The organism is Azohydromonas sp. (assembly GCF_035325925.1).
In the GTDB taxonomy this organism is placed as follows: Bacteria; Pseudomonadota; Gammaproteobacteria; order Burkholderiales; family Burkholderiaceae_C; genus Calidifontimicrobium.
Map to the genome: position 1 here is coordinate 1 of NZ_DAOKZA010000026.1, position 23,900 is coordinate 23,900.

The following is a 23,900-nucleotide window of genomic DNA, read 5'->3' on the forward strand; positions in this document are numbered from 1 at the left end:
CCTCGTCGCCCAGGCGCGCGAAGTCGGCCGACAGGATGCTCGGGGCGATGCGGTAGACGGGCATCCGCGGATTCTAGGAGCCTGACAGAATCGCTCCATGGCCAGCAGCACCCGACCCGAGTTCACCTGCAGCGTCAAGGTGCAGTACTTGCCCGAGCAGTCGGGCGACGGCCATCACGCCTTCGCGTACACGGTGACGATCGCCAACACGGGCGACGTCGCCGCGCAGCTGGTCGCCCGGCGCTGGGTGATCACCGACGCCCACGGCCGCACCGAGGAGGTGCGCGGGCTGGCGGTGGTCGGCCACCAGCCGCTGCTCAAGCCGGGCGAGCGCTTCGAGTACACCAGCTGGACGCGGCTGGCCACGCCCACCGGCACGATGCGCGGCACCTACTACTGCATGACCGAGGACGCGCACGCCTTCGAGGCGCCGGTCGAGTTCCCGCTGGCCCGCGCGCACGGCCTGCATTGAGCGCCGCCGCCGCCACCCGGGCCACCCGCCGCGCGCGTGGCGGCTGGGACCTGACCGCGCTGCTCAACGCCGCCGACCCGCGCGCCGGCCTGGCCGAGCGCCACCTCTGGCTCGTGCGGCTGACCGAGTGGCTACGCTCGGACACCGGCGTCGAGCGCGACGAGGCGCGCACGCCGTTGCCGGTGCTGCGCCTGCGCCACCTGCTGAACCTGCTCGAGCGCCACGAGCCGCACCGCGAACGCGTCGCCGCGCTGCTGGCGCGCTTCTGGAGCGAGGTCGACGTGGCGTCGCTGTTCGCCGACCTCGGCTACGGCACGCGCATGTCGCTGTGGGGCGAGCTGCGCCACCGCCTCGCGCTGCACCTGCTGCCGGCCACACCCGAGACGCGCGAGCTGTCGCGACTGTTCGTGCTGCTGTTCCCGGCGCCGGGCGACGCCGCGTGGCTGCGCGCGCTCGACGAGCCGACGCTGCAGCGCCTGGTCGCGCTGATGCGCCCGGCCGCGCAGGCCGACCCCGGCCTCGGCAGCGGCGTGTGGCGCGCGCCGCTGATCGACGCGGCGAACTTCCTGGCCACCAGCATCGCCGCGGCGGGCTTCTCGACGCCGCTGCGCCTGCGCATGGATGCCGGGCTGCTCGCCGACCGACCCTTCCGCCAGCTCGGCCCCGCGGTGGCCGAGGTGCTGGCGCTGCTGCGCGACGGCGACACCGCGCAGGCGGTGGTGCGCCTGCCCTTCCTGCACGCGCTGATCGACGCGTGCCGGCGCGCCGCCGACAGCGTGCACGCGCACCTCGAGGACTACGGCGTGTCGGTCGACATCGTGTTCGAGGTCGAACAGCTGAAGTCGCGCGCGCGACGCCTCGAGGAGGTGATCGGCTGCCTGGTCTCGCCGCGGCCTGCGCACGACGTCGCGCGCGTGCTCGCCGACCTGGCCGAGGTCGCGCAGCGCCGGCGCAGCCTGCGCGCGCTGTTCGCGCGCCACTACTCGCTGCTTGCGCGCAAGATGACCGAGCGCAGCGCCGAGACCGGCAGCCACTACATCACGCGCAACGCCGCCGAGTACCGCCACATGCTGCGCGCCGCGGCCGGCGGCGGCGCGGTGATGGCCGGCACCACGTTCGTGAAGTTCGCGATCGGCGCGCTGGGGCTGTCGGCGTTCTGGGCCGGGCTGTCCGCGGGGCTGAACTACGCCGCCAGCTTCGTGCTGATCATGCTGCTGGGCTTCACGGTGGCCACCAAACAGCCGGCGATGACCGCTCCGGCGATGGCCGCCAAGCTCGACGAGCAGATGGGCGACCACCAGCTCGCCGCGTTCGTCGACGAGATCGCGAACCTGATCCGCTCGCAGGCGGCGGGCATCCTGGGCAACCTCGCGCTCGTGTTCCCGCTGGTGTTCGGCGTGCAGTGGGGCAGCGCGCTGCTGTTCGGGCAGCCGCCGGTGGGCGCCGACACGGCCGAGCACGTGCTGCACTCGCTGACGCTGCTCGGCCCCACCGCGCTGTTTGCGGCGTTCACAGGCGTGCTGCTGTTCGCCAGCTCGCTGATCGCCGGCTGGGTCGAGAACTGGTTCGTCTTCCACCGCCTCGACAGCGCGATCGCGCACAACCCGGCCTTCGTCTCGCGCCTGGGCGCCACGCGCGCGCAGCGCTGGGCGGCGTGGTGGCGTGCCAACGTGTCGGGCGTGGCCGCCAACGTCTCGCTCGGGTTGATGCTCGGGCTGGTGCCGGCGGTGCTGGGCTTCTTCGCGCTGCCGCTGGACGTGCGCCACGTGACGCTGTCGACCGGGCAGCTGGCCGCGGCGGCCGGCGCGCTCGGCAGCGACATCGTGCTGCGCCCCGACTTCTGGTGGTGCGTGGCCGGCATCGTCGTCACCGGCGCGCTCAACGTCGGCGTGAGCTTCTACCTGGCGTTCAAGCTGGCGTTGCGCGCGCAGGGCGTGCAGGTCCGCGAGCGCGCGGGCATCGCGCGCGCGGTGCGCGCCAGACTGCGCCGCCGTCCGCTGAGCTTCCTGTGGCCGCCGAAGGTCGCGGCGCAGCCCTGAGGCGATGATTCAGCGCGGGGGATCGTCGTCGCCGGGCCGCTCGCCGCCCTTGCGTCCGGAGAACATCGTCCACCAGACGATGAACACCAGCAGCAGCAGCGCCGCCAGGGCTTCGAGCAGGAGCAGCCACATCGTCGGGTCGGTTCGCTGGACGGCGGCGGCGATTCTAGGCGCGCTCGCCGCCTGCGCCGTGCCCCCGCCGGCGGCCCCGCCGCCGTCGCCCGCTGTCGTCGCGCCGGTGGCCCCCGGCACGCCCACGCCGATCCTGCGCGAGCGCTCGCGCTGGGTGCCGGTGGCCTGGGACGCGCTGCCCGGCTGGGACGCCGACGCGCTGGCCGACGCCTGGCCGGCGCTGCTGCGCGGCTGCGAGCGCCCGCCGCCCGGCTGGGCCGCGCTGTGCGCGACGGCGCTGCTGACCGAGCCGGGCGACGACGCGGCAACGCGCGAGTGGCTGATGCGCCACCTGCAGCCGTACCGCGTCGAGTCGCGCGACGGCCGCGCCGACGGGCTGATCACCGGCTACTACGAGCCGCTGATCGACGCGCGCCGCGTGCCCGACGCCGTGTTCCGCACGCCGCTGCACGCGCCGCCCGACGACCTCGGCACGCGCCGCCCGTACTGGACACGACAGCAGCTCGACACGCTGCCGGCCGCGCGCGCGGCGCTGCGCGGGCGCGAGATCGCCTGGGTCGCCGATCCGCTCGACGCGCTGGTGCTGCAGATCCAGGGCTCGGGGCGCCTGCGCCTGACCGAGCCCGACGCACGGGTGCGCACCGTTCGCGTGGCCTACGCCGGGCACAACGACCACCCGTACCGCTCGGTCGGGCGCTGGCTCATCGAGCAGGGGCAGCTCGCCGCCGAGCAGGCGTCGTGGCCGGCGATCAAGGCCTGGGCGCGGCGGCACCCGGGACGCGTGCAGGAGATGCTGTGGGCCAACCCGCGCGTCGTGTTCTTCCGCGAGGAGGCGCTGCCCGACCCGGGTGTCGGCCCGCGCGGTGCGATGGGCGTGCCGCTGACACCGCAGCGCTCGATCGCCGTCGACCCGAAGAGCATCCCCTACGGCACCCCGGTGTGGCTGGACACCACGGCGCCGCTGTCGGCCGCGCCGCTGCGCCGCCTCGTGATGGCGCAGGACACCGGCAGCGCGATCGTCGGCGCAGTGCGTGCCGACTACTTCTGGGGCTGGGACGGCGACGCCGAGGCGCAGGCCGGGCGCATGAAGCAGCCGCTGCGCATGTGGGTGCTCTGGCCGCGGGAATAGCGATCGTCCCCCGCAGGCGCATCAGGCAAGTGCCCTTCGGAGACTGCGACTCGAGGGGGCGCCGCCGGCGCAGCGGCAACGCCGGGTGCGCGGCGGCCGCTGGATGGCCCCGAGCTGCGCGCGGGTCGCACCCGGCGCGGCGCGGCGACGTCGACCGGTTGCGGTTCTGCGTCTCGCCAGCCACGCCGACCAGCGGCACGAAGCGCACCGCCAGCGTGCGCCGCGGCGCGGCGCGGCCCTGCGCGTCCTTGTGCCAGCACTGCAGCCACTGTGCGCCGCCTTGCGCGCCGATCGGTGCGACCAGCCGGCCACCCGGCGCCAGCTGCTCGAGCCAGGCCGGCGGCACCTGCGCCGCCGCCGCGGTGGCGATGATCGCGTCGTACGGCGCGCCGGGCGGCCAGCCGGCGTGGCCGTCGCCGACGTGCAGCCCGACGTTGCCCACGCCCAGCTCGGCCAGCGTCGCCGCGGCGCGCGCCGACAGCTCGGGCACGATCTCGACGCTGACCACCTGCCGCGCCAAGCGCGCCAGCACCGCCGCCTGGTACCCGCAGCCGGTGCCGATCTCGAGCACGCGCTCGTGCGGCCGCAGCGCGAGCAGCTCGGTCATCAGCGCGACGATGAACGGCTGCGAGATCGTCTGCCCGTGGCCGATCGGCAGCGGGCGGTTGTCGAACGCCTCGTCGCGCCACGGCGAAGGCACGAACCGCTCGCGCGGCACCGCGAGCAGGGCGGCGCGCACCGCGTCGCCGGCGCGCGCGCAGCCCGTCTCGGCGGCGGTGGCGGCGAAGTCGGCGTCGACCTCGGCGAGCAAGCGCCGGCGCGCGTCGGCGTGCGGGTCGGTCGTCATCGGGCGGCGCGCAGCGCGGCCTCCAGCCGCGGCCACAGCAGGTTCAGCGCCAGACCGGCGAGCACCAGCGCGGCGGCGAGCAACTTCCACGCCGGCAGCGCCTCGCCGAGCCACAGCGCCGACGCGCCGATGCCGAACACGGGCACGCCCAGCGCCAGCGGCGTGACCGTCGCCGCCGCATGCCGCACCAGCAGCCAGCCCCAGGCGGCGTAGCCGAACAGCGTGTTACCCGCGGCCTGCCAGGCCACCGCGAGCCAGGTGCCGGCGTCGGCGCTACGCAGGCCCTGGGCGATCGCCTGCGGCCCCTCGAACCACAGCGACAGCGCGAGCAGCGGCGGCAGCGCGAACGCGCTCGACCAGACCATGTAACCGAGCATGTCGACGCGCCCGGCGCGCCGGCCCACCAGGTTGCCGGCGGCCCAGCTTGCGGCGGCGAGCAGCACCAGCGCCAGCCCCAGCGGCGTCGCGCTGGCGTCGCCGCGCGCGGCGATCAACGCCAGCCCGGCGGCGGCGCAAGCCAGCCCCAGCAGCTGGATGCGGCGCACGCGCTCGCCGCCCCACAGCGCCGCCAGCCCGATCGTGAAGAACACCTGCACCTGGATCACCAGCGACGCCAGCCCCGGCGAGATGTGCTGCGTCATCGCGAGGAACAGCAGCCCGAACTGGCCGGCGCCGATCAGCACGCCGTAGGCGGCGAGCTGGCGCCACGGCACCGCGGGCCGGGGCACCAGCAGCGCCGCCGGCAGGAACGCCAGCGCGAAGCGCAGCAGCGCCATGAACAGCGGCGGCAGGTGCGCCAGCGCCGACTTGATGACGACGAAGTTGCTGCCCCACACCGCGACCACCGCCAGCCCCAGCAGCAGGTGCGACCACGGCAGTCCGGCGTGCGGGGCGGCGGTGGCAGCGGCGCGAGTCGTCATGCCCGGCTCACGCGACCACGACGCGGCCGCGCCCCTGCGACTTGGCCTCGTACAGCGCACGGTCGGCGCGGTCGAGCGCCTGCGACACCGGCTCGCCGGCGATGTGCTCGGTCAGCCCGCAGGAAAAGCGGATCGGCTCGGCGGCGTTCGTGCCGTGCGGCTGCGCCAGCCGCGCGAGCAGCCGCTCGACGCCGCTGCGCGCCAGCGCGGCACCGGCGCCGGTGAGCAGCAGCACGAACTCGTCGCCGCCCCAGCGCGCCAGCACGTCGGCGGCGCGGATCGACGCCAGCGCCTCCTGCGCGAAGCGACGCAGCAGCGCGTCGCCGGCGGCGTGTCCGTGGCGGTCGTTGATCTCCTTGAAGTGGTCGAGGTCGATCAGCGCGATCGAGAAACGCTGGCCCGAGCGCACGCTGCGCTGGCGCTCTTGCTCGAGCAGCTCGACCATGTGGCGGCGGTTGATCAGCCCGGTAAGTTCGTCGCGCGTGGCCAGTTCGCGGATGCGCACCAGCGCCGCGGCCAGCGCCTTGCGCTGGCGCCGCCCGCGCTCGCGCAACCGCCACAGCCGCCCCGCCAGCAGCGCCACCGCCGGCAGCATCGTCGCGACGATCAGGAAGTGGCCGAGCTCGACCTCGGGGCGGTACACCTCGGGGTGCAGCACGGCCAGCGTCGCCATCACCGCGCCGAACAGCGCCACCGCGTAGCCGCCCACCGCGGCGACGCGCCCGGGGCGCAGCTGGAACATGCCGAACATCAGGATCACCACCAGCACCGGCAGCACCGCGCCGCGAAGCGGCCCGGCCAGCGCGTAGGCGCCGGCGGAGCAGGCCACCGCGTAGACCATCTGCGGCACGGTCATCGACGGATCGTCGAGCCGGCGCGACCAGCCGCTGCGGATCAGCAGGTACGCCAGCAGCAGCCCACCCAGCGACAGCGCCGACCACAGCCACACCCAGCCGCGCGGCGCGCCGCCGACCAGCGCGGCGTAGTGCAGCGCGCCGACGCTGACCGTCATCAGCAGCAGCGCCAGCCCGACCTGCGCGACGCGCAGCCGCAGCGCCGGCTCGGCGCCGAGCAGCAGGTCGCGCCACGTCGACGCCGCGCCGGGCTCGGGCGGCAGCGCGGGCGACGCGGTGGGGTCTGCGGCCGGCATCGTGGGCGCGAGCGTACCCCAGGCCTCGTCGCTGCGGCCCGCCCGGCGCCGCAGCGCCTCAGCGCCGCGGCGGCGACAGGTGCAACAGCGGCAGCGCCGCGCCGGCCTTCACCTCGCCGAGCGAGAAGCGGGTGTGGATGTCCTTCACGTTCGGCAGGTTCAGCAGCGTGTTGACCGAGAAGTGCGCGTAGGCGTCGAGGTCGGTGGCCATCACCTGCAGCTCGAAGGTGCCGCTGCCGCTGACGTAGTGGCAGGCGATGACCTCGGGCAGCGCGCGGATCGCCTCCTCGAGCTCGCGCATCGCCGCGCCGCTCGCGCGCTCGGTGTCGACGCGCACGAACGCGAGTACGCCCAGCCCGATGCGCCGGCGGTCGATCTCGGCGCGGTAGCCGGTGATGTAACCCTGCTCCTCGAGCCAGCGCACGCGTCGCCAGGTCGGCGCCGCCGACAGCCCGATGCGCGACGCCAACTCGGCGTTGGACAGCCGCGCGTCGCGCTGCAGCTCGCGCAGGATCGCGAGGTCGAAGCGGTCGAGGCCGGGGCCGTGCGCGTCGCCGCCGTCGGCGCCGGTCGCCCTTCTGGTTTTCCCTGATTCCTGGATCGGCGTGGTCATCGGCGCCGGAAATAGTCGATTGACGAAAGGATCATGCTCGCATCATGCCCCCATGCGCATGAAAGGAAAACACCTGTCGGCGCGAGGCTCCTACACTGGACGTCGCGCGCCACCGGGTCACGAGCCCGGCCGGACGCCGCCGCGCCGACCCCATCCCACGGAGCCCGACCCGATGAACGCCCCCCTGCCCGAAGCCGTGCGCCAGGCCCTCGAGAGCGTCACGCTCGACGACAAGTACGCGCTCGAACACGGTCGTGCCTTCATGAGCGGCGTGCAGGCGCTGGTGCGCCTGCCGATGCTGCAGCGCCAGCGCGACGCGCTGGCCGGTCTGAACACCGCGGGCTTCGTCAGCGGCTACCGCGGCTCGCCGCTGGGTGGTTACGACCAGGCGCTGTGGCAGGCGAAGAAGCACCTGGCGGCGCAGCACATCGTGTTCCAGCCCGGCGTCAACGAGGAGCTCGCGGCCACCGCGGTGTGGGGCACGCAGCAGCTCGACCTGTTCCCGCAGAGCCGCAAGTTCGACGGCGTGTTCGGCATCTGGTACGGCAAGGGTCCCGGCGTGGACCGCTGCTCCGACGTGTTCAAGCACGCCAACATGGCCGGCACCGCGAGGCACGGCGGCGTGATCGCCATCGCCGGCGACGACCACGTCGCGAAGAGCAGCACCGCGGCGCACCAGAGCGACCACATCTTCAAGGCCTGCGGCCTGCCGGTGTTCTTCCCGAGCAGCGTGCAGGACATCCTCGACATGGGGCTGCACGCCTTCGCGATGAGCCGCTTCGCCGGGGTGTGGGCCGGCATGAAGACGATCCAGGAGGTCGTCGAGTCGGCCGCTTCGGTGTCGGTCGACCCCGACCGCGTGTCCATCGTGCTGCCCGAGGACTTCGTCATGCCGCCCGGCGGCGTGCACATCCGCTGGCCCGACGCGCCGCTCGAGCAGGAGGCTCGGCTGATGGACTACAAGTGGTACGCGGCGCTGGCCTACGTGCGCGCGAACCGGCTGAATCACGACGTCGTCTCGACCCCGCACGACCGCTACGGCATCATCGCCAGCGGCAAGGCGTTCAACGACACTCGCCAGGCGCTGGCCGACCTGGGCCTCGACGACGACACCTGCCGGCGCCTGGGCATCCGGCTGCACAAGGTCAACGTGGTGTGGCCGCTGGAGGCGACGATCACGCGCGCCTTCGCCACCGGGCTGCGCGAGATCCTCGTCGTCGAGGAGAAGCGCCAGGTCATCGAGTACCAGCTCAAGGAGGAGCTGTACAACTGGCGCCCCGACGTGCGCCCCGACGTGCTCGGCAAGTTCGACGAGCCCGAGGGCGACCACAGCGGCGGCGAGTGGAGCCGGCCGAACCCCAGCGAGAACTGGCTGCTGCGCGCCAAGGCCGACCTGACGCCGGCGATCATCGCCAAGGCGATCGCGCGGCGGCTGAAGAAGACCGGCATCGTGCCGGCCGGCAGCGACGTCGCGGCGCGCATCGACGCGCGCATCGCGGTGATCGAGGCCAAGGAACGCGCGATGGCCGCCACCGAGGTGACCACCGGCGACCGCATCCCGTGGTTCTGCAGCGGCTGCCCGCACAACACCAGCACCCGCGTGCCCGAGGGCTCGCGCGCCGCGGCCGGCATCGGCTGCCACTACATGGCGGTGTGGATGGACCGCAGCACTGTGACCTTCAGCCAGATGGGCGGCGAGGGCGTGAGCTGGGTCGGCCAGGCCCCGTTCACCACCGACGGCCACCTCTTCGCCAACCTCGGCGACGGCACCTACTACCACTCGGGGCTGCTGGCGATCCGCCAGGCGGTGGCCTCGGGCGTGAACATCACCTACAAGATCCTGTTCAACGACGCGGTGGCGATGACCGGCGGCCAGCCGGTCGACGGCACGATGCGCGTGCCCGAGATGACGCGCGAGCTCGACGCCGAGGGCGTGAAGAAGATCGTCGTCGTCACCGACGAGCCGGCCAAGTACGACGACGCCGGCGTCAAGCAGCGCCTGGCCGCCGGCGTCACGGTGCGCCACCGCGACGAGCTCGACGCGGTGCAGCGCGAGCTGCGCGAGGTCGCCGGGTGCACCGCGCTGATCTACGACCAGACCTGCGCCACCGAGAAGCGCCGCCGGCGCAAGCGCGGCACGATGGCCGACCCGGCCAAGCGCGTCGTCATCAACGAGCTGGTGTGCGAGGGCTGCGGCGACTGCAGCGAGCAGAGCAACTGCCTGTCGGTCGAGCCGGTCGAGACCGAGTTCGGCCGCAAGCGGCGCATCAACCAGAGCACCTGCAACAAGGACTTCTCCTGCGTCAAGGGCTTCTGCCCGAGCTTCGTCACCGTCGAGGGCGGGCAACTGCGCAGGCCCAAGAGGGACCAGAGCGCCGACCCGTTCGCGCTGCCTGCGATCCCCGAGCCCGCGGTCCCGGCGGCCGCGACGGCGTACGGCATCGTCGTCGCCGGCGTCGGTGGCACCGGCGTGATCACCATCGGCCAGCTGCTGGGCATGGCCGCACACCTCGAGGGCAAGGGCGTGGTCACGCAGGACTCGGCCGGCCTGGCGCAGAAGGGCGGCGCGACCTGGAGCCACGTGCAGATCGCCGACCATCCCGACGCGATCCACACCACCAAGGTCGACCTCGCGAAGGCCGACCTGGTGATCGGCTGCGAGGCGATCGTCGCCGCCGGCAAGACCACGCTGGCGGCGATCGCCGAGGGCCGCACCTACGTCGCGCTGAACACGCACGGCACGCCGACCGCGGCCTTCGTGCACCGCCCCGACTGGCAGTTCCCGGGCGCCGGCTGCGAGGCCGCGCTGCGCAGCGCCGCCGGCGCGAACCTGGTCGGCGCCTTCGACGCCGAGGAGGTCGCGGTGCGACTGCTCGGCGACAGCATCTACACCAACCCGCTGATGCTCGGCTACGCGTGGCAGCGCGGCCGCGTGCCGCTGAGCCAGGCGGCGCTGCTGCGCGCGATCGAGCTCAACGGCGTGCAGGTCGAGGCGAACAAGGCCGCCTTCGAGTGGGGCCGGCGCTGCGCACACGACCTGGCCGCGGTGCGCGCGCTGTACCAGGGCGCGCAGGTCATCGAGTTCGTCAAGCGCCCCTCGCTCGACGACATGGTCGCCAAGCGCGTCGAGTTCCTCACCGGCTACCAGAACGCCGCCTACGCCGCCGAGTACCGGGCCTTCGTCGACAAGGTGCGCGCCGCCGAGGCGCCGCTGTCGAGCACGCGGCTGACCGAGGCGGTGGCGCGCTACCTGTTCAAGCTGATGGCCTACAAGGACGAGTACGAGGTCGCGCGGCTGCACACCGACGCGGCGTTCGTCGCGAAGATCGCGTCGACGTTCGAGGGCGACTACAGGCTGGTGCACCACCTGGCGCCGCCGCTGTTCGCGAAGAGGAACGACCGCGGCGAGCTGGTCAAGCGCCCATTCGGGCCGTGGATGCGCACCGCCTTCGGCGTGCTGGCCAGGCTCAGGGGGCTGCGCGGCACGGCGTTCGACCCGTTCGGCCGCACCGAGGAACGGCGCACCGAGCGCGCGCTGATCGGCGAGTACCGCGCCTGCATCGACGAGTTGCTGCGCGCCCTGAGCGCCGAGCGGCTCGCACTGGCGGTCGAGATCGCGCGCGTGCCCGAGGACATCCGCGGCTACGGTCACGTGAAGGCGCGCCACCTCGCGGCGGCGCGCACGAAGTGGCAGCAACTGCTCGGCCGCTGGCGCGGCGGCCCCGACGCCGGCGGGCTGCGGCGCGCCGCGTGAACCGGCGGCCGCGCCGGCGACAATCCGGCCTCGCGAACCTGAAGACCACGTCGATGAAGCGACCCGCCCTGCTCCTGGCCGCGCTGTGCGCGGCGCCACCGCTGCTCGCCGCGACCGCGGCCGACCTGCAGCGCTGCCGCGCGATCGGTGACGCCGCGGCGCGGCTGGCGTGTTACGACGCGCTGGCGCTGCCGGCGGCCTCCGCGGCGGTGCCGACGGGCGCGGCACCGGCCGCGCCGCCGGCCGACCCGGCCGCGCGCTTCGGGCTGCGCGAACCGGCGCCGGCGGTCGACGCCGTCGAGAGCCACATCCCCGGGCGCTTCGACGGCTGGGACGCGCGCACGCAGATCCGCCTGGCCAACGGGCAGGTCTGGCAGATCAGCGACGGCAGCCGCGGCGTGTACCGCCTCGACAGCCCGCGCGTGCGTATCCGCAAGGGTGCGCTGGGCTCTTTCTTCCTCGAGATCGAGGGACAGAACCAGTCGCCGCGCGTACGCCGCGTGCAGTAGCGCCGCCCACGCCGGGCGCGGCGGCATCGTCGCCGGCGCGCCGCGGTTCGAAGTGAGCGCCGCGGGCCACGGGCCCGGCGCTCAGGACGTGCCGACGCGCAGCCGGTTGTCGACGCGCACGACCCCCTCGGCCGCCGACGCGACGCGGCTCGCGCGCCGGCGCGCGTCGGCGGTGGGGGCCATGCCGCTGAGCGTGACCACGCCGTCGCGCGTGTCGACGTCGATCACCAGCGCACCGAGCGCCGGGTCGGCGAGCAGCGCCGCGCTGACGCGCGCCGTGACCGCCGTATCACCGAGTCGATCGGCCGCCATGGCCGCGCCCCGCTTGCCGGCGTCGAGCGCGTGGGTCGCCGCGTCCTTGACGCGTTCGACGCCGTCGTTCGCCTGATCGGCCAGCGCCTGCGACCGGCGTTCGACGCCGGCCACCACCGCGTCGATGCGCTGGCCGACCGTGGCCTCGGGCTCGCTGCGGCCGCACGCCGTCAGCATCGCCGCCAACACGAGCGCCGCGACGCCCGGCACCTGAAGGCGCGTGCCGCTCGTGCACTGGATGTTCGATCGCATGCCTGGTCTCCTCGCGGCCGCGGCGCGTCGCCGCCGGCCTCCGTCGCGCCACTGTAGGCAGTACCCGCCGCGGCGGGCGTCGGTCGCCGGCGCGATCGGCTGTCGGACGCGTCCGACACGCCGCCTACACTTGTGACGCGATACAACCCGCGCCCGCCGCCGACTGGCCCGCCATCGAACAGGCGCGGCAACGGCGGCGCCCCCGCGTGCCCGTGCGCCTGGGCCAGCACGCCGAGCCGATCGGCTCGGTGGCGCGCGAGCACCTCGACGCGCTGCGCCGCTGGCCCGGCCTGCTGCAGGTCGACGCCGACGCGGTGCGGCTGCACGCGCTCGACGACCTCGACGCCCGCCTGGCCGAGGTGCACGCCGCGTTGCGCGCCGAAGGCCTGGTGCGTGCCTGGCGCGACGAGGCCTTCACGCTGCGGCACCCGCGCACGCGCGCCCCGCTGGCGGTGATCGAGCGCGCCGCCGCGCGCTTCTGGGGTGCGCTGACGCTGGGCGCGCATGCCAACGGCTATGTCGCCGGTGCGCGGGGGCGGCCGCAGTGGCTGTGGGTCGCGCAGCGCTCGCCGCACAAGGCCACCGACCCCGGGCTGCACGACAACCTGGTCGGCGGCGGGGTGCCGCACGGCCAGACACCGTGGCAGGCGCTGGTGCGCGAGGGCTGGGAGGAAGCCGGACTCGACGCCGCGACGATGTCCGCGGCGCGCCGCGGGCGCGTGATCGCCGTCGAGCGCGACATCGCCGAGGGCCTGCAGGTCGAGCGGGTGCACGTGTGGGACCTGCCGCTGCCGCCGGCGCTGACACCGCGCAACCAGGACGGCGAGGTCGCGGCCGTGCAGCGCCTGCCGGTGGCCGAGGCGATCGCGCTGGCCGCCGGCGGCGCGATGACCGTCGACGCCGCACTGGTGACGCTGGACTTCGCGCTGCGCCACCACCTGCTCGACGCCCACGCGCATCGCCGGCTGGCCGCGCGCGCCGCGGCGCTGTGGGCCGCGGAACCCTGAGCCCCGCGCGCGGTCGCCCGTGCGGCTGCGTTCAAGCCGATTGAAGCCTGCCCGCAGCCGCGCTGAACCCCGCGGCCGCGCACGGCGCAGACACTCCCCTGGATGCCGACTTCGACGCCGAACCCGACGCGCTACACCGCGACCGCGATCACGCTGCACTGGCTGCTCGCGCTGCTGATCCTCGGGTCGCTGGCGCTGGGCGCGTACATGACGTCGCTGCCGTTCTCGCCGGCGCGGCTGAAGCTGTACAACTGGCACAAGTGGGCCGGCGTCGTGATCCTCACGCTGTCGGCGTTGCGGCTGCTGTGGCGCCTCACGCACCGTCCGCCGCCCGACGTCGCGATGCCCGCCTGGCAGCGCCGCGTCGCACATGGCACGCACCGAGCGCTGTACCTGCTGTTCTTCGCCGTGCCGCTGGTCGGCTGGGCGTACAGCTCGGCCGCGGGCTTCCCGCTGGTCGTGTTCGGCGTGCTGCCGCTGCCCGACTTCGTCCCCGCCGACAAGGCGCTGGCCGAGGCGATCAAGCCCTGGCACGGCGCGCTGGCGTACACGCTGGCGGCGCTGGTCGCGCTGCACGCGCTCGCCGCGCTCAAGCACCACTGGATCGACCGCGACGGCCTGCTGCTGCGCATGTGGCCGGTGCGCGCCCGAGCGGGCAACCCTTCGCTTCAACGACGATGACCGAACACCTCCGACGACTCGCAGCCGCCGTCGCGCTGTCCGCGCTCGCCGCCGCGCCCGTGGCAGCGCAGCAGCTGGTCAAGGCCGGCAGCGAGATCGCCTTCACCAGCCGCCAGATGGGCGTGCCGGTCGACGGCCGCTTCCGCCAGTTCGACGCGCAACTCGCTTTCGACCCGAAGAACCCGGCCGCCGGCCGCGTGGCGATGACCATCGACCTGGCGAGCATCACGATGGGCGCGCCCGAGAGCGAAGCCGAAGTGGTCAAGGCGCCGTGGTTCGACACGGCGCGCTTCCCGCAGGCGACGTTCCGCTCGAACGCGATCAGGGCGGTCGGCGCGGGCCGCTACGAGGTGGTCGGCCAGCTCGGCATCAAGGGCGCGCAGCGCGAGGTCGTCGTGCCGGTCGCGCTGGCGAGCAGCGGCGGCCAGACCATCGCCAGCGGCAGCTTCGTGATCCGGCGCCTGGACTTCCGCATCGGCGACGGCGATTGGGCCGACATGTCGATGGTCGCCAACGACGTGCAGGTGCGCTTCAAGCTGGTGCTCGCCGGCGTCGCCGCACCCTGACCCGTACGAATCGCACCTTCCCCCTTCTTCCTTTTCCCACAGGAGTGACTCCGATGACGACCCTGCGCCCCGCCCTCGCCGCAGCCGCGGCCGTGGCATGCCTCGCGGCCGCCGTGCCCGTGCACGCCGCCACGTACGCGATCGACCCGACACACACCTTCGTGACCTTCGAGATTCCGCACTTCGGCACCTCGACCAACCGCGGCCGCTTCGACAAGAAGACCGGCAGCGTGCAGTTCGACCGCGCCGCGCGCACCGGCAAGGTCGAGATCTCGATCGACACCGCGTCGATCAACACCGGCGTGGGCCCCTTCAACGAACACCTGCGCAGCAAGGACTTCTTCGATGCCGCCAACCACCCGACGGCCACCTTCGTCGCCGAGCGCATGGTGTTCGACGGCGACAAGGTCGCCGAGGTGCCGGGACGGCTGACGCTGCGCGGCAGGACGCACCCGGTCACGCTGAAGGCGACCAACTTCAACTGCTACGACAACCCGATGTTCAAGCGCGAGGTCTGCGGCGGCGACTTCGTCGCCACGATCAAGCGCAGCCAGTTCGGTGTCGACTGGGGCCTCGAGATGGGTTTCCCCGACGAGGTGCGCCTGCTGGTGCAGGTCGAGGCGATCAAGCAGTAACGCCATCGCCGCCGGGGTCACCGCCGCCCCGGCCGACGCGGCGCCTCGATCGGCGCGACCATCGCGCATGCGCGCGATCGCCCCGGCCGTGTTCGCAGTTCTGTGCACGCTGGCCGGCCCGGCGGCCGCGGCGGTCTACGACCTCGACCCGGCGCACACCTTCGTGCACTTCGAGGTGCTGCACTTCGGCACCTCGACGATGCGCGGACGCATCGGCCCGGTGCGCGGCGCGGTCGACTTCGACCGCGGCGCCCGGCGTGGCCACGTGGGCCTGCGCATCCCGATGGCCAGCGTCGACACGGGCGTCGCCCCGTTCGACGCCCGGTTGAGGCGCGACGACCTGCTCGCTGCCGACGACCACCCCGAGGCCTTCTTCGTCGCCGCCGACTGGCGCTTCGACGGCGAGCGGCTTCGCGAACTGCGCGGCGAGCTGACGTGGCGCGGCATCAGCCGGCCGCTGGCGCTGCGCGCGCTGCACTTCGCGTGTCGCGACGACGCGCGGCAACGCACCGAGGTCTGCGGTGGCGACTTCGAAGCGCATCTGCACCGCAGCGAGTTCGGCGCCGATTTCGGATTGCCGTTCATCGCCGACCGCGTGCGGCTGGTGATCCAGGTCGAGGCGCTGCGCCGCTGAGCCGCTGCGCGGCCGCCGGGTTAGACCCAATTGCCCGACCGGCGACGCGCACAGAATACTGCAGCGGCAAGGCCGCACGCCTGCGCGTGCCGTGGCATGCGCCCGCGGGCCCCTCCCGCCCCGCCATCCAGCCCTCACAGGAGACCCCGACGATGACCGACAAGCCTTCCCACGCCGCTCGACCGACCGCCAAGCCCAAGGCCTCGCGCCGTCGCTTCATGGGCTCCGCCGTCGCCGGCGCCGCGGCGGTGGCCGCGCCGATGACCGCGGTGGCGCAGACCGTGTCGCTGCGCTTCCAGAGCACCTGGCCGGCGAAGGACATCTTCCACGAGTACGCCAACGACTTCGCGAAGAAGGTCAACGACATGGCGGGCAACCGCTTGAAGATCGAGGTGCTGCCCGCCGGCGCGGTGGTGCCGGCGTTCCAGCTGCTCGAGGGCGTGGCCAAGGGCACCCTCGACGGCGGCCACGGCGTCGTGGCCTACCACTACGGCAAGAACTCGGCACTGGCGCTGTGGGGCTCGGGCCCGTCGTTCGGCATGGACCCGAACATGCTGCTGGCCTGGCACTACTACGGCGGCGGCAAGCAGCTGCTCGACGAGATCTACAAGAGCCTGAACATCGACGTCGTTTCGTTCCTCTACGGGCCGATGCCGACGCAGCCGTTCGGCTGGTTCAAGAACCCGGTGGCCAAGGTCGAGGACGTCAAGGGCCTCAAGTTCCGCACCGTCGGCCTGGCGGTGGACATGTACACCGACATGGGCGTCGCGGTGAACCCGCTGCCCGGCGGCGAGATCGTGCCCGCGCTCGACCGCGGCCTGATTGACGGCGCCGAGTTCAACAACGCCTCGTCCGACCGCGTGCTCGGCTTCCCCGACGTGGTGAAGAACTGCATGCTGCAGAGCTTCCACCAGAGCGGCGAGCAGTTCGAGATCCTGTTCAACAAGGCCAAGTACGACGCGCTGCCCGGCGAGCTGAAGGCCATCATCGACTACGCGGTGCAGGCGGCCAGCGCCGACATGAGCTGGAAGGCGATCCAGCGCAACTCGCAGGACTACATCGAGCTGAAGAAGGCCGGCGTCAAGTTCTACAAGACGCCCGACGCGATCCTGCGCGCGCAGCTGGCGTCGTGGGACAAGATCATGGAGAAGCGGGGCGCCGAGAACGCGATGTTCAAGAAGGTGCTCGACAGCCAGCGCGCCTTCGCCGAGCGCGCCGGGTCGTGGTGGAACGACTACACCGTCGACTTCAAGATGGCCTGGAACCACTACTTCCGCCGCCGCAGCTGACCGGCCGGGCCGGCCGTCCAGGGGGCCACCGTTGCCGCAAGGCCGGTGGCCCTTCTTGTTGACGACGCCGAACGATTCCCCGAGGAGTACCCCGATGCAAGCCCTGCTGCTGGCCGTGGACCGGCTGTCGACCTGGATCGGCCAGGCCTTCGCCTGGCTGATCGTCGTGCTCACGTTGCAGATCAGCTGGGAGGTGTTCGCGCGCTACGTGCTGAACGACCCCGCCGACTGGGCGATCAACGCGCAGATCATGATGTACGGCACGCTGTTCATGATGGCCGGCGCGTACACGCTGAGCAAGAACGGCCACGTGCGCGGCGACGTGCTGTACGGCTTCTTCCGGCCGCGCACGCAGGCCACGATCGACCTGGTGCTGTACGTCGTGTTCTTCCTGCCCGGCATCGTCGCGCTGACCTGGGCCGGCTGGACCTACTTCAACGAGTCGCTGGCGATCCGCGAGAGCACGTTCTCGGCGACGCCGCTGCCGATGTACCCGTTCAAGTTCATGATCCCGTTCGCCGGGCTGATGCTGCTGCTGCAGGGTTTCGTCGAGATCGTGCGCTGCGTCGTGTGCCTGCGCGACGGGCATTGGCCGTCGCGCGAGCACGACGTCGAGGAGGTCGACGTCGACAAGCTCAAGGAGATGGTGCACGTGAAGGACGAGGACATCGCCGCGCTCGACGCCGTCGTCGTCGCGCACGAGGCCAGGCCGGGAGCCGCGCGATGAAGGTCCGCCGCGAACTGTGGTTCGGCTTCGGCCTGATGGGGCTGATCCTCGCGGGCATCGTCTACCTGCTGCTCGGCATCGAGCAGATGACCAACGGCCACTACGGCCTGCTGATGCTCGCGCTGGTGGTGGTGGCGATCATGCTCGGCTTCCCGACGGCGTTCACGCTGATGGGCATGGGCATGATCTTCGGCTTCTTCGCCTACCACTCGGGCGGCCAGACCGCGGCCGGCGCGGTCAAGCAGACGCTCGACCTGATGGTGCAGCGCGCGTTCTCGGTGATGAGCAACGACGTGCTGATCTCGGTGCCGCTGTTCGTCTTCATGGGCTACCTGGTCGAGCGCGCGAACCTGATCGAGAAGCTGTTCAAGAGCCTGCACCTGTCGATGGCGCGCGTGCCCGGCTCGCTGGCGGTGGCGACGCTGTTCACCTGCGCGATCTTCGCCACCGCGACCGGCATCGTCGGTGCGGTGGTCACGCTGATGGGGCTGCTGGCGTTCCCTCAGATGCTGCGCGCCGGCTACGACGTGCGCGTGTCCGCCGGCGCGATCACCGCCGGCGGCTGCCTGGGCATCCTGATCCCGCCGTCGGTGCTGCTGATCGTCTACGGCGCCACCGCCGGCGTGTCGGTGGTGCAGCTGTACGCCGGCGCGTTCTTCCCCGGCATCATGCTCGCCGGCCTGTACGTGCTGTACGTGATGCTGCTGGCCAAGGTGAAGCCTGCGCTGATGCCGCCGCTGACCGAAGACGAGCGCCGCGTCGAGCTGCCGGCGCCGCTGCGCGCGCTGGCGCAGGGCATCTCGACGCGGGCGCTGCCGGCGCTGCTGACCGCGCTGAAGGGCCGCCGCAACGCCGACGTGCCGGCGGGCTACCTGCTGCGCCAGCTGTTCGTCGCGCTGCTGCCGGCGCTGCTGTTCCTGCTGGTCACCGCGTGGAGCTGGCAGGCCAACACCTCCGTCGCGCCGGTCACGCCGACGGTCGAAGGGCTGACGCCACTGGGCCTCGGCGCCGACCGCGACGATGCACCCGGCGAAGGCGAGCTCGCCGAGCCGCCCGGCGCCGAAGGCCTCGCCGAGCCCCCCGGTGCCGGCCTGCAGGAGCCACCGGGCGCCGGCGGGAGCGACCTTCGGGAGCCGCCGGGTGCCGGTGGCACAGTGCAGGAGCCACCGGGTGCCGGTGGCGTGCAGGAGCCGCCCGGCGCCGGCCTGCAGGAGCCCGGCCGCGCGGCGGCGGGCGACGCCGGCGAGGCGGGCCGCCGCGCACCGACGACGGGCTGGTGGATCGGCGTCGGCGTCGGCGGCGCCGCGCTGCTGGCGTTCTACGCGCTGCTGAGCTTCCAGCGCCTCGAGATCTTCAAGATGCTGCTGTCGAGCTTCTTCCCGCTGATGGTCCTCATCCTGGCGGTGCTCGGCTCGATCGTCTTCGGGCTCGCCACGCCGACCGAGGCGGCGGCGGTCGGCGCGTTCGGCGGCTTCCTGCTGGCGGTGGCCTACAGGCAGTTCAACTGGACGATGCTCAAGGAGTCGGTGTTCCTCACCGCGAAGACCAGCGCGATGGTGTGCTGGCTGTTCGTCGGCAGCGCGATCTTCTCGGCGGCCTTCGCGCTGCTGGGCGGCCAGGAACTGGTCGAACGCTGGGTGATGAGCCTGAACCTGAGCAAGACCGAGTTCCTGATCCTCAGCCAGGTGCTGATCTTCATCCTGGGCTGGCCGCTGGAGTGGACCGAGATCATCGTCATCTTCATGCCGATCTTCATCCCGCTGCTCGACAACTTCGGCGTCGACCCGCTGTTCTTCGGCCTGCTGGTGGCGCTGAACCTGCAGACCGCGTTCCTCAGCCCGCCGGTGGCGATGAGCGCGTTCTACCTCAAGGGCGTCAGCCCGCCGCACGTCACGCTGAACCAGATCTTCGCCGGCATGCTGCCGTTCATGGGCATCCAGATCGTCGCCATCGTGCTGCTCTACGTGTTCCCCGAGATCGGGATGTGGCTACCGACCGTGCTGTACCGCTGAGCGCGCCCGGCGGCCTGGCCGCGCTCGCGGCCGTCGATGCGGCGCGCCGCATCGCCGACGGCACGCTCGCCGCGCTCGACTACGCCGACGCGCTGCTGGCGCGCATCGACGCCACCGAGCCGCGGCTGCACGCCTGGCAGCACCTCGACCCGGCGCACGTGCGCGCGCAGGCGCGTGCGATCGACGCGCGCCGCGCCGCCGGCGAGGCCTGCGGCCCCGCGATCGGCCTGCCGGTGGGGCTGAAGGACATCGTCGACACGCGCGACCTGCCCACCGAGAACGGCACCACGCTGCACGCCGGCCGCCAGCCGGCGCACGACGCGACGCTGGCGCGCCGGCTGCGCGCCGCCGGCGCGCTGGTGATGGGCAAGACGGTGACCACCGAGCTGGCCACCTACGCCCCGGGCCCCACGCGCAACCCGCACGACCCGGCGCACACGCCCGGGGGGTCGTCGAGCGGCTCGGCCGCCGCGGTGGCCGCAGGCCAGGTGCCGCTGGCGGTGGGCACGCAGACCAACGGCTCGGTGATCCGGCCGGCGTCGTTCTGCGGCGTGGTCGGCTACAAGCCGACGTTCGGCTGGATCGGCCGCAGCGGCGTGCTGACGCAGTCGCCGAGCTTCGACCAGATCGGCGTGTTCGCGCGCAGCGTCGCCGACGCCGCGCTGCTGGCCGAGGTGCTGGTCGGTGACGACCCCGACGACGGGGCGACGCAGTTGCGCGCCGCACCGCCGCTGCACGCCACCGCGATGCAGACGCCGCCGACGCCGCCGCGACTGGGCTGGGTGCCCACGCCGTTCTGGGACCGCGTCGCGCCCGACGCCGCGCTCGCCTTCGACGCGCTGCGGCGCTCGCTCGGCGGGCACGTCGCCGATGGCACGTTGCCGGCGCAGGCCGCGCAGGTGGTCGACTGGCACCGCGACGTGATGGAAGCCGAGATCGCCGGGTCGTACCACGACCTCTACGAGCGCGGGCGCGAGCGCCTGTCGGCGTCGCTGCGCGGACAGATCGAGCGCGGGCGGCAGGTCAGCGCGGTCGCGCACCGCTTCGCGCTGGCCGGCATCGCCCGCTTCGCCGACGACCTGGCGCCGGCGTTCGAGCGCTTCGACGCGCTGCTCACGCCGGCCGCCCCCGGCGAGGCGCCGGCCGGGCTGGCGTCCACCGGCGACCCGATCATGTGCACGCTGTGGACGGCCACCGGGCTGCCCGCGGTCACGCTGCCGCTGCTGCGCGGCGCCCACGGGCTGCCGATCGGCGTGCAGCTGGTCGCGCGGCGCGGCGGCGACGCCCGCCTGCTGCGCACCGCGCAGTGGCTGTGGCAGTGCTGCGCCCGCTGAGCCGACCGACGTGACCGGCGCCTTCACCCCCAGTGTCGACACGGCCAGGACGGTCTCGCACCCGGTCATGAACGGGCTGACCGTGCTCGAACGCGGGTGGCTGTCGTCGAACAACGTGCTGCTCGCCGGCGACGACGGCGGCGCGGTGCTCGTCGACAGCGGCCACTGCCGCCACGCCGCGCAGACCGTCGCGCTGGTGCGCCACGCGCTGCGCGGCGCGACGCTGGCGGCGGTCGTCAACACGCACCTGCATTCCGACCACTGCGGCGGCAACGCCGCGCTGCAGCGCGCGTTCGGCGCCAAGGTGTTCATCCCGCCGGGGCAGTGGCACGCGGCGGTCGACTGGGACGAAGACGCGCTGAGCTACCGCCCGACGCGGCAGCATTGCGAACGCTTCGAGCCGCACGGCACGGTGGCGCCGGGCGAGACGCTGCAGCTCGGCGACCGCCGCTGGCAGGTGCTGGCCGCGCCGGGGCACGACCCGCACTCGGTGGTGCTGTTCGACGACCGGCACGGCGTGCTGATCTCGGCCGACGCGCTGTGGGAGAACGGCTTCGGCGTGGTGTTTCCCGAGCTGGTCGGCGAGCCGGGTTTCGACGAGGTCGCGGCGACGCTGGAGCTGATCGCCGGTCTGGGCGCGCGCTGGGTCGTCCCCGGTCACGGCGCGCCGTTCAACGACGTGCCCGGCGCGCTGCAGCGCGCGCGCGCGCTGCTCGACCGCCTGCGCGCCGACCCGCAGCGCCACCGCCGCCACGCCGCCAAGGTGCTGCTCAAGTACCACCTGATGGAGGAGCGTGCGCAGAGCCTGCCGCGCCTGCTGCTGTGGGTCGGCGACACGCCGTACCTGCGCCGCGTGTGGCACGACCTCGGTCGCCCCGGCGGCAGCCTGCACGGCTGGGGCGAGTCGCTGGTGCACGAACTCGTTGCCGGCGCGGCGCTGCACGTGCGCGACGGGGTGGTGCACGACGGTCCGCCGACCTGAGCGCGGGTCCGATCGCCGCCGCGGTACCGCGGCGCGGCATCGCGATCCGCCCGCTCCCGGCGTGGCACCTGCACGGCCCTGCGCCTGCGGCCCGCGCGATACTCGTCGCCGGCACCGGCCACGCCGGACCGGCCCGCATCGCGGGCGAAGAAGGGAAGCGATGCCTCACGCCAACGCCCTGCGGGGCTTGCTCGCCACCGCCGTCGTCTGGCCCGCTGCGGCGCTCGCGCAACCTGCGACGCAGCAGGTCAGCCCGCCGGTGGCGCAGGTCTGGATCGACCTCGGCACGTCCACCGGCATGGCCGGCATGGGCGCGATGATGGGCATGGACGGCAGCCCGATGGCCGCGCTGGGCAGCCTGTTCGGCGGCGGGTCGAACGCGAAGAACGCGTTCGGCCACACGCGCACCGATCCGCCCGGGCGCTGGATGGACGTCACGCTGGCCACGCGCGCCAACCCCACGCTCGCGCAGGCCACGCACAGCGTGCCCGACGGTTCGGGGCTGGCGCCGACGCTGCAGCTGGTGTCGCCGAGGACGCAGAAGGCGCCTCCGCCCGAGCGCGACGACGAGGAGCCCGACGAGGGGCGCGAGGAACCGCGCGGCAAGTTCTCGCTGTACTGGGGTTGCGGCGAGGCGGTGCGTCCCGGCCAGCCGCGCACGGTCGACTTGGCGAAGACCCCGCTGCACGCGGCCGGTGCCGAACTGGCGCAGGTCCTCAAGGGCCGGCGGGCGACGCAGCGCGGCGCGCATGCCGCCGTCGGCCGGCCGGCCTGGCCCAACCAACAGGACGCGCGCATGCTGCCGGCCCAGGCCACCCTGGTCGGCGAGCACGCCTTCGCCGGCAGTGGCGTGCCCGACGGGTTGCGCTTCAGGCTGCCCGCCGCGCAGGACCTGATGCCCCCGCTGGCGATCGCGCAGACTGAGGCCGGCGGCGCCACGCGACTGGGCTGGACGGCGCTGCCGCACGCGCGCGCCTACTTCCTGATGGCGATGGGCCAGAAGGACGGCGAAGAGGCTCACATGGTGATCTGGACCTCCAGCGAACTGCCCGACAGCGGATTCGGCCTGCTCGACTACCAGACCAACGCCGCCGTCGACCGCTGGCTGCGCGACAAGGTGCTGCTCGCGCCGACCGTCACCGAGTGCGCGGTGCCGCGCGGCATCTTCGCCGCGGGCGGCGCGATGCTGCGCGCGATCGCCTACGGCAGCGAACTGAACCTGGCCCAGCCGCCGCGGCCCACCGACCCGAAGGTGGCGTGGGAGCCGCAGTGGGCGGTGAAGGTGCGCGTGAAGTCGACCACCATGGCGATGCTCGGCGTCGACGTCGGTGGCGAAGATCGCCAGCGGCCGCCGGACGCCGAGGCGCCCCCTGCCGAGGACAAGCCGCGCCTGCTGCCCAAGGCCAGCGACCTGCTGCGCGGCATCCTCGGGCGCTGAGGCCCGGGCGGGCGCGACAATGCGCGCTCCGATTCGAACAGGAGCAGTCCATGCAAAACGCCTATGGCTTCGGCAAGACCGTCGCGATGTCCTTCGACGACGCGGTCGCACGCGTGACCTCGGCGCTGGCCGCCGAGGGGTTCGGCATCCTCACCGAGATCGACGTCGCGGCGACGATGAAGAAGAAGCTCGACCACGACATGCCGCCGTACCGCATCCTCGGCGCGTGCAACCCGCCGTTGGCGCGCCAGGCGATCGAGGCCGAGCCGACGATCGGCCTGCTGCTGCCGTGCAACGTCGTCGTGCGCCAGGACGCCGCCGGCGCGGTGCAGGTCGAGTTCATGGACCCCGACGCGATGCGCCGGCTGTCCGACAGCGCGGCGCTGGCGCAGGTCGCGGCGCAGGTGCGCGAGCGGCTGCAACGCGTGATGGCCGCGCTCTGACGGCCCGGCGCGCGCTCGGCGCG

22 protein-coding genes and 1 pseudogene are annotated in these 23,900 nt (G+C 73.3%); 17 read left to right on the forward strand and 6 right to left on the reverse strand.

Features of this window, described 5'->3' with window-relative positions:
• The first annotated feature begins 97 nt into the window (after positions 1–97).
• Together apaG and PKC53_RS11125 are read left to right on the forward strand one after the other, a co-directional pair.
• Positions 98–472: a Co2+/Mg2+ efflux protein ApaG gene (gene apaG, locus PKC53_RS11120; RefSeq protein WP_324428550.1), complete on the forward strand. Its 375-nt coding sequence runs from the start codon at positions 98–100 to the stop codon at positions 470–472.
• Complete coding sequence (locus PKC53_RS11125; RefSeq protein WP_324428551.1) at positions 469–2,511, forward strand: recombinase; 2,043 nt, start codon at positions 469–471, stop codon at positions 2,509–2,511. Before apaG ends, PKC53_RS11125 begins: the two co-directional genes overlap by 4 nt.
• A gap of 9 nt (positions 2,512–2,520) precedes the next feature.
• Here the strand turns inward: PKC53_RS11125 and PKC53_RS11130 are convergent, their stop codons facing one another.
• Entirely contained in the window at positions 2,521–2,643 is a 123-nt protein-coding gene (locus PKC53_RS11130; protein WP_324428552.1) for a hypothetical protein, read from the reverse strand.
• A 106-nt stretch (positions 2,644–2,749) separates the two neighbouring features.
• Here PKC53_RS11130 and PKC53_RS11135 point away from each other — a divergent pair, with 106 nt between their 5' ends.
• Entirely contained in the window at positions 2,750–3,772 is a 1,023-nt protein-coding gene (locus PKC53_RS11135) for an MltA domain-containing protein (protein WP_324428553.1), read from the forward strand.
• A 193-nt stretch (positions 3,773–3,965) separates the two neighbouring features.
• Here the strand turns inward: PKC53_RS11135 and PKC53_RS11140 are convergent.
• From PKC53_RS11140 to PKC53_RS11155, 4 genes and pseudogenes are all read right to left on the reverse strand, one after another.
• Positions 3,966–4,619 (reverse strand): annotated as a pseudogene (locus tag PKC53_RS11140) (protein-L-isoaspartate(D-aspartate) O-methyltransferase); the annotation flags it as partial.
• On the reverse strand, positions 4,616–5,497 hold the full coding sequence (locus tag PKC53_RS11145; RefSeq protein ID WP_324428596.1) for an EamA family transporter: 882 nt from the start codon (positions 5,495–5,497) through the stop codon (positions 4,616–4,618). The pseudogene PKC53_RS11140 and the gene PKC53_RS11145, both read right to left, overlap by 4 nt.
• Positions 5,498–5,546: 49 nt before the next feature.
• Positions 5,547–6,689 (reverse strand): GGDEF domain-containing protein, encoded by a 1,143-nt coding sequence (locus PKC53_RS11150; protein ID WP_324428554.1) that lies wholly within the window; start codon positions 6,687–6,689, stop codon positions 5,547–5,549.
• 58 nt (positions 6,690–6,747) lie between these two features.
• The gene (locus tag PKC53_RS11155; RefSeq protein WP_324428555.1) at positions 6,748–7,302 is read right to left on the reverse strand and encodes an Lrp/AsnC family transcriptional regulator; all 555 of its coding nucleotides are present in this window, start codon (positions 7,300–7,302) and stop codon (positions 6,748–6,750) included.
• Positions 7,303–7,474: 172 nt separating this feature from the next.
• Between PKC53_RS11155 and PKC53_RS11160 the strand changes: the two genes are divergently transcribed.
• Both PKC53_RS11160 and PKC53_RS11165 read left to right on the forward strand, forming a co-directional pair.
• Complete coding sequence (locus PKC53_RS11160) at positions 7,475–11,056, forward strand: indolepyruvate ferredoxin oxidoreductase family protein (RefSeq protein WP_324428556.1); 3,582 nt, start codon at positions 7,475–7,477, stop codon at positions 11,054–11,056.
• A 53-nt stretch (positions 11,057–11,109) separates the two neighbouring features.
• Positions 11,110–11,565: a hypothetical protein gene (locus tag PKC53_RS11165; protein ID WP_324428557.1), complete on the forward strand. Its 456-nt coding sequence runs from the start codon at positions 11,110–11,112 to the stop codon at positions 11,563–11,565.
• A gap of 81 nt (positions 11,566–11,646) precedes the next feature.
• Here PKC53_RS11165 and PKC53_RS11170 read toward each other — a convergent pair whose 3' ends face one another.
• Positions 11,647–12,129, reverse strand: coding sequence for a BON domain-containing protein (locus PKC53_RS11170; RefSeq protein WP_324428558.1), 483 nt, complete (start codon positions 12,127–12,129; stop codon positions 11,647–11,649).
• A 206-nt stretch (positions 12,130–12,335) separates the two neighbouring features.
• Here PKC53_RS11170 and PKC53_RS11175 point away from each other — a divergent pair, with 206 nt between their 5' ends.
• The 12 genes from PKC53_RS11175 to PKC53_RS11230 all read left to right on the forward strand — a co-directional run bounded on the left by PKC53_RS11175 (position 12,336) and on the right by PKC53_RS11230 (position 23,877).
• The gene (locus PKC53_RS11175) at positions 12,336–13,136 is read left to right on the forward strand and encodes a DUF4743 domain-containing protein (RefSeq protein ID WP_324428559.1); all 801 of its coding nucleotides are present in this window, start codon (positions 12,336–12,338) and stop codon (positions 13,134–13,136) included.
• Positions 13,137–13,238: 102 nt separating this feature from the next.
• Positions 13,239–13,817 carry a cytochrome b gene (locus PKC53_RS11180; protein WP_324428560.1) on the forward strand — a complete coding sequence of 193 codons (579 nt, stop codon included), beginning with the start codon at positions 13,239–13,241 and terminating at the stop codon, positions 13,815–13,817.
• Positions 13,814–14,383 (forward strand): YceI family protein, encoded by a 570-nt coding sequence (locus PKC53_RS11185; protein WP_324428561.1) that lies wholly within the window; start codon positions 13,814–13,816, stop codon positions 14,381–14,383. The genes PKC53_RS11180 and PKC53_RS11185 overlap by 4 nt, the downstream gene beginning before the upstream one ends.
• 53 nt (positions 14,384–14,436) lie before the next feature.
• Positions 14,437–15,018, forward strand: coding sequence for a YceI family protein (locus tag PKC53_RS11190; protein WP_324428562.1), 582 nt, complete (start codon positions 14,437–14,439; stop codon positions 15,016–15,018).
• A gap of 67 nt (positions 15,019–15,085) precedes the next feature.
• Positions 15,086–15,652: a YceI family protein gene (locus PKC53_RS11195; protein ID WP_324428563.1), complete on the forward strand. Its 567-nt coding sequence runs from the start codon at positions 15,086–15,088 to the stop codon at positions 15,650–15,652.
• A 218-nt stretch (positions 15,653–15,870) separates the two neighbouring features.
• On the forward strand, positions 15,871–16,941 hold the full coding sequence (locus tag PKC53_RS11200) for a TRAP transporter substrate-binding protein (RefSeq protein WP_324428598.1): 1,071 nt from the start codon (positions 15,871–15,873) through the stop codon (positions 16,939–16,941).
• A 94-nt stretch (positions 16,942–17,035) separates the two neighbouring features.
• Positions 17,036–17,668: a TRAP transporter small permease subunit gene (locus PKC53_RS11205; protein ID WP_324428564.1), complete on the forward strand. Its 633-nt coding sequence runs from the start codon at positions 17,036–17,038 to the stop codon at positions 17,666–17,668.
• Positions 17,665–19,680, forward strand: a complete 2,016-nt coding sequence (locus PKC53_RS11210; RefSeq protein ID WP_324428565.1) for a TRAP transporter large permease subunit — start codon at positions 17,665–17,667, stop codon at positions 19,678–19,680. The genes PKC53_RS11205 and PKC53_RS11210 overlap by 4 nt, the downstream gene beginning before the upstream one ends.
• The gene (locus PKC53_RS11215; RefSeq protein ID WP_324428566.1) at positions 19,653–21,014 is read left to right on the forward strand and encodes an amidase; all 1,362 of its coding nucleotides are present in this window, start codon (positions 19,653–19,655) and stop codon (positions 21,012–21,014) included. The genes PKC53_RS11210 and PKC53_RS11215 overlap by 28 nt, the downstream gene beginning before the upstream one ends.
• Positions 21,015–21,081: 67 nt before the next feature.
• Entirely contained in the window at positions 21,082–21,996 is a 915-nt protein-coding gene (locus PKC53_RS11220; RefSeq protein WP_324428567.1) for an MBL fold metallo-hydrolase, read from the forward strand.
• Between the two features lie 160 nt (positions 21,997–22,156).
• The gene (locus tag PKC53_RS11225; protein WP_324428568.1) at positions 22,157–23,434 is read left to right on the forward strand and encodes a hypothetical protein; all 1,278 of its coding nucleotides are present in this window, start codon (positions 22,157–22,159) and stop codon (positions 23,432–23,434) included.
• Between the two features lie 50 nt (positions 23,435–23,484).
• Positions 23,485–23,877, forward strand: coding sequence for a DUF302 domain-containing protein (locus PKC53_RS11230; protein ID WP_324428569.1), 393 nt, complete (start codon positions 23,485–23,487; stop codon positions 23,875–23,877).
• The last annotated feature ends 23 nt before the right edge of the window (positions 23,878–23,900 follow it).